We start from the raw sequence: 12,852 nt of genomic DNA on the forward strand, positions 1-12,852 counted from the left end.
GCCGACCGCCGACCGCCGGTCGCGCAATCTCCGTTCACCGTCCTGTACGGCCCGCTGCGGGCCGTACCCGGCCGGGCGCCCGTCGTCGTGCCCCCGTCCGCTTCCCCTCACCGCCGGATCGCCGTCCGGCGTTTCCTCACTCAGCTCCGGGAGCGCTCACATGACTGCCGTACGACATGAGACCAAGGCCGCGTCGGCCTCCGCCATATCCTTCCCCCCGGGCTTCGTCTGGGGTGCCGCGACCGCCGCCTACCAGGTGGAGGGCGCCGCCGCCGAGGACGGCCGGACCCCCTCCATCTGGGACACCTTCAGTCACACGCCAGGGAAGGTGCGCAACGGCGACACCGGCGACATCGCCGCCGACCACTACCACCGGTACCGCGACGACGTGGCGCTGATGAAGGACCTCGGCCTGAAGGCGTACCGGTTCTCGATCTCCTGGTCCCGGGTGCAGCCCACCGGCCGCGGACCGGCCGTGGAGCGGGGTCTCGACTTCTACCGCAAACTCACCGACGAACTGCTCGCGGCGGGCATCACCCCCGTCGCCACCCTCTACCACTGGGACCTGCCACAGGAGTTGGAGGACGCGGGAGGCTGGCCGCAGCGCGACACCGCGCACCGCTTCGCCGACTACGCCGAGATCATGGGCCGGGCCCTCGGGGACCGCGTCGGCCTGTGGACCACCCTCAACGAACCCTGGTGCAGCGCCTTCCTGGGCTACGGCTCCGGTGTGCACGCTCCCGGTCGCACCGACCCGGCGGCCACCCTGCGCGCCGCCCACCACCTCAACCTGGGCCACGGCCAGGCGGTCGGGGCGCTGCGCGAGGTCCTGCCGACGTCCGCGCAGACCTCCCTCACCCTCAACCTGCACCAGGTGCGCCCGCTCACCGGCAGCGCCGAGGACACGGAGGCCGCCCGCCGGATCGACGCGGTCGGCAACAGGATCTTCACCGGGCCGGTCCTGGACGGCGCCTACCCCGAGGACCTGCTCGCCGACACCGCGCACCTCGTCGACTGGACGGAGCTGGTGCGGGACGGCGACCTCGCCGAGATCTCCCGGCCCATCGATGTGCTCGGCGTCAACTACTACGCGCCGACCGTCGTCTCGGCGGGCGACGGCTCCGGTGTCACCAAGAACGACGGCCACGGCGCGAGCGACCACTCTCCGTGGACCGGCTCCGAGAACGTGGACTTCCACCTCGCCAACGACCAGCTGACGGCGATGAACTGGGCGATCGACCCGAGCGGCCTGCACACCCTCCTGACCGACCTGGCCGCGTCGCACCCCGGGCTGCCGCTGATGGTCACGGAGAACGGCGCGGCGTTCGACGACTACGTCTCCCCCGAGGGCCTGGTGAACGACCCGCAGCGGATCGCCTACCTCCACGCCCACCTGGGCGCTGTTCGCCGGGCGGTCGCCGACGGAGCGGATGTCCGCGGCTACTTCCTCTGGTCCCTCCTCGACAACTTCGAATGGTCCTACGGCTATTCGAAGCGTTTCGGCGCCGTCTACGTCGACTACTCCACGCAGCGCCGCATCCCCAAGGCGAGCGCCCACTGGTACGCCGAGGTGATCCGGGGGAACGCGCTGCCGACCGTCGGGGAGGACGGGTGAGGCCCGGCCACCCGGTCTGAGGGGCGCCGCCCGGACGACGGCCGTGTTCCGCCCCACCGTTCCGCGGCTCGGCGGGCGAGGCCCCCGGCAGACGAGGGACGATGGAGGCGGGGCGTCCGGGCCTGGGCTGTTACATTCCTGGCCTGAAAGCTGCGAACGGAAGGCGGCGACCATGGCGGTCAGCGGTGGGCGGAACCGGGGCGGCAGACGGCCGACCCTGGAGGAGGTCGCCGCCCGTGCCGGTGTGGGCCGCGGCACGGTCTCCCGGGTGATCAACGGCTCGCCCAGGGTCAGCGACGCGACCCGCGCCGCCGTCGAGGCGGCGGTCGCGGAACTCGACTACGTCCCGAACACGGCGGCCCGGGCGCTGGCCGCCAACCGCACGGACGCGATCGCCCTCGTCGTCCCCGAGCCGGAGACCCGCTTCTTCGCGGAACCGTACTTCTCCGACATGCTCAAGGGCGTCGGCACCCAGCTGTCGGACACGGAGATGCAGCTCCTGCTCATCTTCGCAGGCAGTGACCGGGAGCGGCAGCGCCTCGCCCAGTACCTGGCCGCGCACCGCGTGGACGGCGTCCTGCTCGTCTCGGTCCACGCGGACGACCCGCTGCCTGACCTGCTGGCCGAGCTGGAGATCCCGGCGGTGATCAGCGGCCCCCGGTCGGCCGGCGAGCCCCTGACCTCGGTCGACTCCGACAACTACGGTGGCGGGCGCTCGGCCGTGGAGCACCTGCTGTCCCGCGGCCGCACCCGCATCGCGCACATCACCGGCCGCCTCGACGTCTACGGCGCCCAGCGTCGCGTCGACGGCTACCGCGAGGCGCTGCTCGACGCGGGCCACGAGGTGGACGAACACCTCATCCAGCCGGGCGACTTCACCGAGGAGGGCGGCCGACGCGCGATGAAGGAATTGCTGGCCCGCCGTCCCGACGTCGACGCGGTCTTCGCCGGCTCGGACGTCATGGCGGCCGGTGCCCGCCAGGTGCTCCGCGAGGAGGGCCTGCGCATTCCGGAGGACGTGGCCCTCGTCGGTTACGACGACTCGGCCATCGCCCGCCACATGGACCCGCCCCTGACCAGCGTCCGTCAGCCCATCGAGGAGATGGGCCGTGCGATGATCGACCTGCTGCTCGCCGAGATCGCGGACCGCCGTCCAACGGCGCCCCGCGACCTGGAGCGGCAACACGCGGTACTGGCAACGGAGTTGGTGACGCGCGCGTCTTCATGAGGCGGTGGTCGCTCGGCCAGGATGATCCCCATGACTCCGCATCCGCTGCTGGCCGTCGACGAGATCCCCGCGACCGAGCCCTTCCTCCGAACGGTGGGCGACGTGTTCCGCGCCTTCCGGGACCAGGACTCCGGCTGCGTCTCGTACGGCGTCCAACTCCCCGACGGCGAGCGCTGGTTCGTGAAGGAAGCGACAACAGACCCCGCCCAGACCTCACTCGACCGCGCCTGGGCATTCCACCAGGCCGTGCGGCACCCGGCGATCGTCCCGCAACTGCACCGGATCACCATGGCGGGCGGGCGTACGGCGGCGGTCATGCCCTGGCGCCACGGGGAGTCCCTGTACGGCCCCGCCCGTGCCCGTTTCCGCGCCCTGCCCCTCGCCTCGGTCCTGCGCGCGGTCGACCGGGTCCTGGACGCGCATCTCGCGGTGGAGGCGGCGGGCATGGTGGCGGTCGATCTCTACGACGGCGCGTTCCTGTACGACTTCGGCGGCGACACGCTCCACCTCGTCGACCTCGACGAGTACCGCCCCGGCCCCTTCGCCCTCGACGAGGACCGCCTCCCGGGTTCGGCCCGCTTCATGGCCCCCGAGGAGTGGGACCGGGGTTCCGTCATCGACATCCGTACGACGGTCTACGCCCTCGGCCGTAGTGCGCATGTCCTCCTCGACGGCGGTGAACGGCGGGCCTGGCGCGGTACGGCGGGTCAACTCGCCGTACTGGAAAGCGCGACCCGTGCCGATCCCGCCGAACGGTTCGCGGGCGTACGGGAGTTCACGGACGCTTGGCGCGCTGCCACCTGATCTCGCGGGCAACGCCCGGTCCCGGCGCGGTGCCGAGGCGAAGCGGGAGTCCGTCGCACCCCGGTCTTCCGCTACAGGTCGTCGGCCGTGGCACAGTACCCTGACCTTCCAGGCAGACCGAGTCCGGAGACCCGGCTGATGGGGGGAATGTGGAGCTCATCGGTCGGGACGATCAGCTGGATCTGTTGCGCCGGCTGCTGGCCGAGCCGCGGAGCCACGGGAGCGCGGTGCTGGTCCGCGGGGCCCCCGGCATCGGGAAGACGGCGTTGCTCGCCGAGACCGCCGCCCTCGCCGAGAGGCTCGGCCACCGGGTCCTGCGCACCAGCGGTGTGGAGGCCGAGAGCGACATCCCCTATGCCGGTCTGCAACTCGTCCTGCGCCCCCTGGCCGCGGGAGCCGCCGAGCTCGCCACCCCGCACCGGCAGGCCCTCGACACCGCTCTCGGACTCGCCGGGGCCGGTGTCCCCGACGTCTTCCTGGTCGGTCTGGCGGTCCTCAACCTCCTGGCCGACGCGGCCGCCGTCGCGCCGGTACTGGTCCTGGTCGACGACGTCCAGTGGCTCGACGACGCCACCGCCAGCGTCCTGGCCTTCGTTGCACGCCGAGTGGGCACGGAGCCGGTGGTCATCGTGGGGGCCGCACGCGACGGCTACCGCTCGCGCCTGAGCTCCGACGAACTCACCTCCGTGACCCTGGGCCCGCTCACGGACGGCCAGGCCGCGGAGATCCTGGCGGACCAGGCCCCTGACCTGCGGCCGACCGCGCACCGCCGGCTGCTGGCCGAGGCCGCCGGCAACCCCCTGGCCCTGACCGAGCTCTCCCGTTCCCTCGGAGCGTCGGCCGATCCGTACATGTCCCAACTGCCGCTCACCGAGCGGCTCGAACAGGCCTTCACCGACCGCTTGGAGACCCTGCCCGACATCACCCGGAGCCTGCTGCGGATCGCGGCCCTCAACGACAGCCCGTCGCTCCCCGAGATCTACCGCGCGACCCGGCTGTTCACCGGCGCGACGGCCGGAGCCCCGGAACTCGACCCGGCCGTGCGCGCCCGCCTCGTCCATGTCGTCGGCGGCGAACTGCGGTTCGGGCATCCGCTGATGCGGTCGGCGATCCACCAGACCACGCCCACCGGCGTCCGTCACGCCGCGCACGCGGCGCTCGCCGCCGTGCTCTGGGAACACCCGGACCGGCAGCTGCGGCACCGGGCCGCCGCGGCCGACGAACCGGAGGAGACGGTCGCCGCCGCGTTGGAGGAAGCCGCGCACCGGGCCGCCCGCCGTGGTGGCATCGCGGCGGCCGTCACGGCCCTCGAACAGGCCGCCGCGCTCAGCGAGGACGCCGATCGCCGAGTCGAACGGCTGCTGCGCGCCGCCGACTTCGCCGTAGAGCTCGGCCGGCCCGAGACCGTGACCCGGCTGCTGGACCAGGCCCTCACCGGCCCGCTGTCGAGACGGCAGCACGCGACGGTCGTCTGGCTCCGCGGCAGCTTCGACGAAGGACTGCACAGCCATGCCTCGGGCGCCAACTCCCTGACCGCCCTCGCCGAGGAGATCGCAGCGGAGGACCGCGCGCTGGCGCTGCGGATCCTGTGGAGCGCCGCGCAGTTGTGCTTCTGGTCCGACCCGGGCCCGGAGGGCCGCCGTACGGTCCTGGCAGCCGTGGAGCGGCTGGAACTCGACGAACTCGATCCGTGGCGGCTGGCCATCTGCGCCTACGCCGCGCCGGTCGACCGCGGCACCTTCGTCCTGGAGCGGGCCCGGCGCGTCGCCCTGAAAGAGGGCGACGACGGCCGCGCCTACCGCATGCTCAGCACCGCCTCGCTCCTCGTCGGCGGCTTCGACCTGGCGCGGGCGTTCTCGGCGGCCGGCGCCGAGCCGCTGCGTGCCCAGGGGCGCCTGGGGCTGTTGGCGCGCACGGTCGGCGCGGACGCGTGGAGCGCGCTCGTGGTCGGCGATCTCGGCGCGGCGATCGCCACGACCGAGGAGTCGCGAAGACTGGCGCGCGAAACCAGCCAGACGATGATGTACGCGTTGATGACCGCCACCGCGGCCAAGCTGGCCGCGCTGCGCGGTGAGGTGGATTCCGCCCTGGGGCTGGCCGAGGAGGCGGAGGAGATCGGGCTGCCCGCCGGGGCACGTCCGGTGCTGGCCACCGCGTCGATGGCCCGCGGGCTGGCCGCGCTGGGCACGGGGCGGTTCGAGGAGGCCTTCGGGCATTTCCGCCGACTGCACGATCCGGCGGATCCCGCGTTCCAGGTCGCCCTGCGACTGACGACCGTGGTCGACCTGGTCGACGCGGCGGTGCACTGCGGGCGGCTGGAGCTCGTGCTCCCCGTCGTGGCGGAGCTGGAGGAGATCGCCACGGTGACCTCCGCGCCGGTGCTGCACGCCGATCTGCGGCTGGTCCGGGCGCTGCTGGCCGCCGACGAGGACGCCGACCCGCTCTTCGCGGACGCGCTGCGTGCCGACCTCGGCGCCTGGCCGCTGATCAGGGCCCGCACCCATCTGGCCTACGGCGAATGGCTGCGGCGCAGGCGGCGCAGCGTCGAGTCCCGCGACCACCTCCGTGCCGCCCGCGACATGTTCGACGCGCTCGGCGTGATTCCCTGGGGGGAGCGGGCCCGCCGGGAACTGCGCGCCGCGGGCGAGACCAGCCGACGCCGGGCCCCGGACGCCCGGGACCAGCTGACCGCCCACGAGCTGCAGATCGTCCAGCTCGCCGCCGACGGGCTGACCAACCGCGAGATAGGCCAGCGGCTCTATTTGTCGCACCGTACCGTCAGCTCGCATCTCCACCGGATCTTCCCCAAGCTGGGCGTGGCCTCGCGTGCCGAGCTGCGGACGGTGGTCAGCGCACTGCGTTGACCGGCACACCACCGTCACATGACGCTCGCTTCCGCCGGCACGGCGTTCCTACCGTTCCCCATGTCAGAGCATCGACAAGCGGGGGAGCGGTCCCATGGTGTGGAACGGCGGCCGGCACGCGTCCGGGCCGCGGATGGTCGGACGCCACGCCGAACGCGAAGCCGTCGGGCGGCTGCTCGACGCGGTGCGCGACGGCCTCAGCGGAGTCCTGGTCCTCACCGGCGAACCGGGGATAGGCAAGACCCGGCTCCTTGAGTACGCCGCGGCCCGGGCCTTCGAACTCCGCGTGGTCCGGCTGACCGCGGCCGAGCCCGAGACGGGTCTCGGCTTCGGCGCGCTGCACCGGTTGCTGCGGCCCTTCCTGAACCGGACGGACCGGTTGCCCGGGCCTCAGCGGGCCGCGCTGGACGCGGCCCTGGGCCTGGTGCCGGGGCCGCCGGCCGACCGCTGTCTGGTCGGCCTCGCGACGCTGACACTGCTGTCCGAGGCCGCCGCCGACCAGCCGCTCCTGTTCCTGCTGGACGATGCGCAGTGGCTGGACCGGGAGTCGGCCGAGACACTCGCGTTCGTCGCCCGCCGGCTGCACGCCGACTCCCTGGGCCTGATCATCGCCGTCCGCGACGGGCTCGCGGACGACGGCCTGTTCGACGCGCTGAGCGTGCACTCCGTGACCGGTCTGCCGGAGCCGGAGGCCAGGAACCTGCTCCTCTCCGTGCCCCGGCGGGTGGACGCGGGTGTGGCCGACCGCATCGTCGCCGGAACCGGCGGCAATCCGCTCGCGCTGCTGGAACTGGCCGACGCCCTGACCGCCGAGCAACTGTCCGGTATCGCCCCACTGCCCGATCCGCTGCCGGTGGGCCGGCTCCTGGAGAGCCACTTCCAGCACCTGGTCCGAACCCTGCCGCCCGAGACCGGGACCCTGTTGCTGCTGCTCGCGGCGGCCCCCTCGGACGACACGGGACTGATGTGGCGGGCCGCCGGGCGGCTCGGACTGTCCGCCCGGGCCGCCCAGCCGGCGGTCGCCGCGGGAATCCTCGGCCGGGACATGCCGGCGGCCTTCCGGCACCCCCTGATCCGCTCGACGGTCTACGCCGCGGCCGAACCCGGAGAGCGCCGCCGGGCGCACGCGGCCCTGGCCGCAGCCTGCGACCCCGTACGGGACGCCGACCGCCGCGCCTGGCACCGGGCCGAGGCCGCCGAGGGCGTGGACGACGACGTCGCCGACGACCTGGCGGCCGCCTCCGAGCGGGCCCGCTCCCGCGGCGGCTACTCCCAGCAGGCCCGCTTCCTGTCGCGCGCCGCCGATTTCACCGGCGACCCGGACAAGCGGGCCGAGCGGCTGCTCGACGCCGCGCAGGCCCATCTGGCGTCCGGCGACGCGGCAGCGGCGCGGATCGCGCTGGACCTGGCCGGCGCCGGCATCCGCGGCCCGGTGATGCGCACGCGCGAGCTGCGGATGCGGGCGACCGCGCAGATGTTCCAGATCGCCGTCGCCGACGTCCCGGCGATGCTGATGGACGCCGTGAGCAGGCTCGGCCCGCGAGACCCCCGGCTGACCTGGGAACTGCTCCGGGAGGCGCTGCACGCGGCGCTGGTCGCCGACGGCTGTCCGCAGGGCACGTCGTTGACCGAGGTCGCGGTGGCGGTCGTCGCCGCCCGGCACGCCCCGGACACCGCCGCGTACGGCCGTGACGTACTGATGGAGGGTCTGGCCCGGCGCGTGGCCGAGGGCTACGAGCACGGCGCGTCCGTGTTGCGTACCGCCCTGGACCGGCTGCGGGACGGTGCGGAGATCGGGGACGCGAACAGCCCCTTCGCGGTGGTGCTCTCCATGGCCTGCGACGATCTCTGGGACGTCCGGGCCGAGCGTGAACTCACCGACCGTCTCGCGGCGGCGGACCGCGACGCCGGCGCACTGTACGCGCTGAGCATGACGCTGCTCGTCGCGGCCCGCTGCGACCTCTGGGACGGACGGTTCACGGAGGCGGAGGTCCGCTACGCCGAGTTCGACGACATCGCGGCCGACACCGGCTTCCGCGGCGGCGGAGCCATCAACCGGCTCCACCTGTTCGCCCTGGCCGGCCGGGAGCCCGAGCTGCGGGAAGCGGTGCGGCAGACCGCGGAGATGAAGATCATGGGCCACGGCGTGCTCCAGCTGCTGGCACAGCACGCGCTGTCCCTGTTCGAACTGGGACAGGGCCGCTACCGGCAGGCGCTGCGGCACGCGTGGGCCGTCTTCGAAGGCGACCCCCCAGCCTGTGGCAACCTCGTTCTCCCGTTGCTCATCGAGGCCGGAGTGCGCACCGGCGACCGGGCCGTCACCCTCGCGGCACTGTCCCGGCTGGAGGAACGCGCCCCGCTCGCCGGTACGCCCTGGGCCCTGGGCGCGCTGGCCCTCGGCCGGGCACTGACGGCGGACGGCGACGAGGCCGAGAAGCTCTACCAGGAGTCGGTCGACCTGCTGGGGCAGGCACCGCTGGCCCTGGAACAGGCCCGGGCCCGGCTGCTGTTCGGCGAGTGGCTGCGCCGCCGCAAGCGGCGTTCCGATGCCAGGAAACAGTTGCGCGCCGCCTACGAGAGCTTCGACGCCTTCGGCGCGGTGCCGTACGCGGAGCGGGCCCGGATCGAGCTGCTGGCCACCGGGGAGACGGCACGCAGGCGCACGGTCGACACCCGGTTCGACCTCACACCGCGGGAACGGCAGGTGGCCTCCATGGCCGCCTCGGGGCTGACCAACGGAGAGATCGCGACGCGGTTGTTCGTCACCGCCTCGACCGTCGAGTTCCATCTGAACAAGGTGTTCCGCAAGCTCGGCATAACCTCCCGGAAGCAGATCCCCCGCGCGATCGGCGAACCGGAACCGGTGGCCGGGGACTGAGCACCGGCCGCCCTCGTCGGACCGTCATTCCCGCGCCGTCGCGAAGAAGTCGAGGTAGTGGCGCCCGAGTTCGGCAGGTGCCTCCAACGGGATGTTGTGCCCCGCCCGCTCGATCACCACAGGCGTGACGTCCACCGCGACGCGGGCCATCTGCTCCCCGGGCTCCGCGGCGAGGTAGGCCCGTCCCCCGACGGCCAGCACCGGGCATTCCAGCGGGACGGCGAACTGCGGCCGGTTCTGGGCGGCGTCGGTCTCGGTCGCCCGGTACAGCTCGAACACCGCGTGGTTGCCGCCCGGCTCTTCGAGCCCTCGGGTGTACTCGTCCTCGTCGGCGTCCGTGTACGCGCTCGGGTCCCACATGATCCGCCGCATGAAGTACGTCCAGAAGGCGCGCTCCCGGCCGGTGATCAGCAGTTCGGGGTAGTGCGGCAGGCCGAAGAACGAGCGATGCCAACCGGTGCGGGGATCCTCGGCGTCGAGCGGCCCGGGGCCCGGAACCGGGAGGCCGGGCAGCCTGGTCTCCTGGAAGACGAGCTGGACGACCTCCGGGCGGTGGAAGGCCGCCACGGCGTAGGCGACGGCCGCACCCCAGTCCTCGCCCACCACGCGGTAGCGGTCGTGTCCCAGCGTTGCCATGAGCGCGGCGATGTCGGCGGCCAGGGTCCGGGTGTCGTACCCGGTGCTCGGACGTCCCGAGCCGCCGAACCCGCGCAGGTCCACAACGACGACCGAGTAGTGCGGTGTGAGCAGTGGGACGACGTGGCGCCAGAAGAACATGGTCTTCGGCACGCCGTGGATCAGGACCACCGGATCACCGCTGCCGCCCGTCGCACAGTGCAGATCGACCCCGTTGACCCGTGGCCGGCCGTGGGTGAGCGGGACGCCGGCGTGATCCGTCAGCCCCGGTGCTCCGGACCTCGTCATCACCGTCTCCTCGTCATCCGTCCCGGCGGCGGGGCCGCCGACCGGTCGTGTTCCACACCGGCCACGGACGCCGGGCGGCCGGCGTGATGACGGTGGCGGTGACCGTGAAGTGACGCAAGGGGTTGCGCCGACGCGTACACCGCCCGGCCGCCCCGCGCGACTACTTGGCCAGGAAGGCCAGCAGCGCGGCGTTGACCTCTTCGGCATGCGTCCACAGCAGGCCGTGCGGGGCACCCTCGATCTCGATGTACTGGGCCGAGGGCAGCAGCGCGTGGAAGGGCCGCCCGGTGGAGTCGACCGGCAGAATCCGGTCGGCTGTGCCGTGCAGGATCAGCGTCGGTACGTCGATCCTGGCGACGTCGGCGCGGAAGTCGGTGATCCAGGTCGGCACGCAGGCCACCGACGCGTACGCCGACGCGCCCGCCGCCACGTTCCAGCTCGCCCGCACGGCCTCTTCGCTGATCCGGCTGCCGAGCGTCTCGTCGAGGTTGTAGAACGCCTCGTAGAAGCCGGTGAAGTAGGCGTAGCGGTCCTTCGTGACCGCCTCCAGGATGCCGTCGAAGACGGACTGGTCGACGCCGTCCGGGTTGTCGTCGGTCCTGACCAGGAAGGGTTCGAGGGAGGCGAGGAAGGCCGCCTTGGCGATCCGCTGCGAGCCGTAGGTGCCCAGATAGCGGCCGACTTCCCCGGTCCCCATGGAGAACCCGACGAGTACCACGTCGGTGAGGTCCAGCCCGGTCAGCACCGCGTCGAGATCGGCGGCGAAGGTGTCGTAGTCGTAGCCCGTGGTCGGCTGCGAGGACCGGCCGAAACCGCGCCGGTCGTAGGTGATGACCCGGTGGCCCGCGTCGAGCAGGGCCGGGAGCTGCTTCTCCCAGGAGTGGCCATCCAGCGGGTAGCCGTGGATCAGCACGACGGGCTGCCCGCTCCCGTGGTCCTCGTAGTACAGCTCGATGTCGGCGGAGTTCTCCCGGCCGACGGTGATGTACGGCATGTCGGTTCCCTTCGTGACTCTGGTGGACCGGCTCACAAGGACGGCGGCGGTCCGGTGACGCGCAGGTGGAAGGCCTCGGCGGAGGCCACGACCGCCGCGAGGTCGAACTCCGGCGGCAGGTCCCCGGTCTCGGCCACCGGGGTGCCGTTGGCCCGGAAGTACTCCTCTATGCAGGCCGGGCTGAACAGCACCGCCATCCGCGCCCCCTCGGGCGAGCGCACCAGATAGCTGTGCGGAACCCCGCGCGGCCCGTACGCGACCTGTCCGGGCACCAGGTCGTGGCGCTGGTCGCCGACGAAGAACGTCACCTCGCCGTCGAGGACGAACCAGACCTCCTCCTCGTCCTCGTGGACGTGGTGCGGGGGCGCGTGGCCGGCCGGGTCGGCGAACTCCATCAGGCTGAGCCGGTTGTCGGTCGCGGTGCCGGGCAGCAGGATCCTGGCCTGGCCGCCGAGGAACCAGAAGGGTTCGCGCTCGGCCGTCGGGCCGAAGGTGGGGAAGAACCTGGTCATGTCCGCTCCTGACGTCATCGGTGGCTGCTCAGGAAACGCAGCAGCATGTCGGTCGTCTCTTTCGGCTGCTCTTCGTAGATCCAGTGGCCGGAGTCGGCCACGACCGCCGGAGTGACATGGGTGGCGTAGTGGCGCACCTGCTCCGCGACCGACGAACCGAGGCTGCCGGAGGCGCCGATCGCGAGCACCGGCATGGTCAGGGGTGTCTTCTGGAACCGCGCGTTGTCGGCGATGTCCTGCGGGAACGTCCTGAACCACTCGAAGCTCGCTTCCAGGTGCGCGTAGTCGCGCAGGTAGGAGGCGAAGACCCGCAGGTCCTCCGGGGTCAGGGCGTCCTTGTGTACGGCGATGCCCCGCATGAAGCCGGTCGTCCAGGTCAGCTCGCGGCCCCGGATCAGACTCTCCGGGAGGCCGGTCCGCAGGGAGAAGAAGCCGAAGTGCCACGCTCCGGGACCCTGGGCCGTCAGGGAGGGGAACTCGTAGATGCCCGGGTCGGGGATGGGGGCCTCGCTGAGTACGAGCTTCCTGACGCTGTGCGGGTACTGCGCCGCGTAGGCGTAGGCGACCATCGTGCCGATGTCGTGGCCGACGACGTTCACGTCCTGGTCCCTGCCGAGCGAGACCAGGAGCGCGTGCAGCGTGGCGGCCATGGTCTTCTTGTCGTAGCCGGACGCCGGGGCGTCGCTCCGGCCCGCGCCGGGCAGGTCCGGTGCGACGACGGTGTAGTGCTCGGCGAGCGCGGGCATGATCGCGTGCCACTCGTACCAGGTCTGGGGGTAGCCGTGGATCAGGACCAGGGTCGGGCCGTGGCCGCCGATCACGTAGTCGATGCCGGTCCCGGCGACCCGGGTCCTGTGTTCGCTGAAGCCGGCGGGTACCTGCTCGCCGGCCGGGGCCGCGGGTCCGGCGGAGGCCGCGGCCGTGAGGGTGGTCGACCCGAGGCCGACGGCCAGGGCGAAGACCGCGGCCACCAGGCGGCGGGATCTGGGCAGGCGGAATCTCACTGGTCTCTCCAGGGGATGAGAGGGAAGGC

The 12,852-nt window shown here is 72.7% G+C and carries 9 protein-coding genes; 5 read left to right on the forward strand and 4 right to left on the reverse strand.

Going from position 1 to position 12,852, the window contains the following annotated elements; translation table 11 throughout:
* The first annotated feature begins 160 nt into the window (after positions 1-160).
* From AB0I51_RS00325 to AB0I51_RS00345, 5 genes are all read left to right on the forward strand, one after another.
* On the forward strand, positions 161-1,615 hold the full coding sequence (locus AB0I51_RS00325; RefSeq protein WP_362969836.1) for a GH1 family beta-glucosidase: 1,455 nt from the start codon (positions 161-163) through the stop codon (positions 1,613-1,615).
* A gap of 172 nt (positions 1,616-1,787) precedes the next feature.
* The gene (locus AB0I51_RS00330) at positions 1,788-2,843 is read left to right on the forward strand and encodes a LacI family DNA-binding transcriptional regulator (RefSeq protein WP_362969838.1); all 1,056 of its coding nucleotides are present in this window, start codon (positions 1,788-1,790) and stop codon (positions 2,841-2,843) included.
* A gap of 30 nt (positions 2,844-2,873) precedes the next feature.
* On the forward strand, positions 2,874-3,647 hold the full coding sequence (locus AB0I51_RS00335) for a serine/threonine protein kinase (RefSeq protein ID WP_362969840.1): 774 nt from the start codon (positions 2,874-2,876) through the stop codon (positions 3,645-3,647).
* 149 nt (positions 3,648-3,796) lie between these two features.
* Positions 3,797-6,511 carry an AAA family ATPase gene (locus tag AB0I51_RS00340; RefSeq protein WP_362969842.1) on the forward strand — a complete coding sequence of 905 codons (2,715 nt, stop codon included), beginning with the start codon at positions 3,797-3,799 and terminating at the stop codon, positions 6,509-6,511.
* Between the two features lie 94 nt (positions 6,512-6,605).
* Positions 6,606-9,389, forward strand: a complete 2,784-nt coding sequence (locus AB0I51_RS00345) for an AAA family ATPase (RefSeq protein ID WP_362969844.1) — start codon at positions 6,606-6,608, stop codon at positions 9,387-9,389.
* Positions 9,390-9,413: 24 nt separating this feature from the next.
* Here AB0I51_RS00345 and AB0I51_RS00350 read toward each other — a convergent pair whose 3' ends face one another.
* The 4 genes from AB0I51_RS00350 to AB0I51_RS00365 form a co-directional block, all read right to left on the reverse strand.
* Positions 9,414-10,313 (reverse strand): alpha/beta hydrolase, encoded by a 900-nt coding sequence (locus tag AB0I51_RS00350; RefSeq protein ID WP_362969846.1) that lies wholly within the window; start codon positions 10,311-10,313, stop codon positions 9,414-9,416.
* Between the two features lie 160 nt (positions 10,314-10,473).
* The gene (locus tag AB0I51_RS00355) at positions 10,474-11,307 is read right to left on the reverse strand and encodes an alpha/beta hydrolase (protein ID WP_362969848.1); all 834 of its coding nucleotides are present in this window, start codon (positions 11,305-11,307) and stop codon (positions 10,474-10,476) included.
* 32 nt (positions 11,308-11,339) lie between these two features.
* Positions 11,340-11,819, reverse strand: a complete 480-nt coding sequence (locus AB0I51_RS00360) for a cupin domain-containing protein (protein ID WP_362969850.1) — start codon at positions 11,817-11,819, stop codon at positions 11,340-11,342.
* A 14-nt stretch (positions 11,820-11,833) separates the two neighbouring features.
* A complete protein-coding gene (locus tag AB0I51_RS00365; RefSeq protein WP_362969852.1) occupies positions 11,834-12,823 on the reverse strand; it encodes an alpha/beta hydrolase in 990 nt (329 codons plus the stop codon).
* Positions 12,824-12,852: the final 29 nt, after the last annotated feature.

The sequence above is a fragment of the Streptomyces sp. NPDC050549 genome (assembly GCF_040655035.1).
Lineage (GTDB): Bacteria > Actinomycetota > Actinomycetes > Streptomycetales > Streptomycetaceae > Streptomyces.

What these genes read in the sequence shown, in the direction of transcription:
- AB0I51_RS00325 (WP_362969836.1), top strand. Translation starts at nt 161, where the DNA reads ATGACTGCCGTACGACATGAGACCAAGGCCGCGTCGGCCTCCGCCATA.
- AB0I51_RS00330 (WP_362969838.1), top strand. Translation starts at nt 1,788, where the DNA reads ATGGCGGTCAGCGGTGGGCGGAACCGGGGCGGCAGACGGCCGACCCTG.
- AB0I51_RS00335 (WP_362969840.1), top strand. Translation starts at nt 2,874, where the DNA reads ATGACTCCGCATCCGCTGCTGGCCGTCGACGAGATCCCCGCGACCGAG.
- AB0I51_RS00345 (WP_362969844.1), top strand. Translation starts at nt 6,606, where the DNA reads ATGGTGTGGAACGGCGGCCGGCACGCGTCCGGGCCGCGGATGGTCGGA.
- AB0I51_RS00350 (WP_362969846.1), bottom strand. Translation starts at nt 10,313, where the DNA reads ATGACGAGGTCCGGAGCACCGGGGCTGACGGATCACGCCGGCGTCCCG.
- AB0I51_RS00355 (WP_362969848.1), bottom strand. Translation starts at nt 11,307, where the DNA reads ATGCCGTACATCACCGTCGGCCGGGAGAACTCCGCCGACATCGAGCTG.
- AB0I51_RS00360 (WP_362969850.1), bottom strand. Translation starts at nt 11,819, where the DNA reads ATGACCAGGTTCTTCCCCACCTTCGGCCCGACGGCCGAGCGCGAACCC.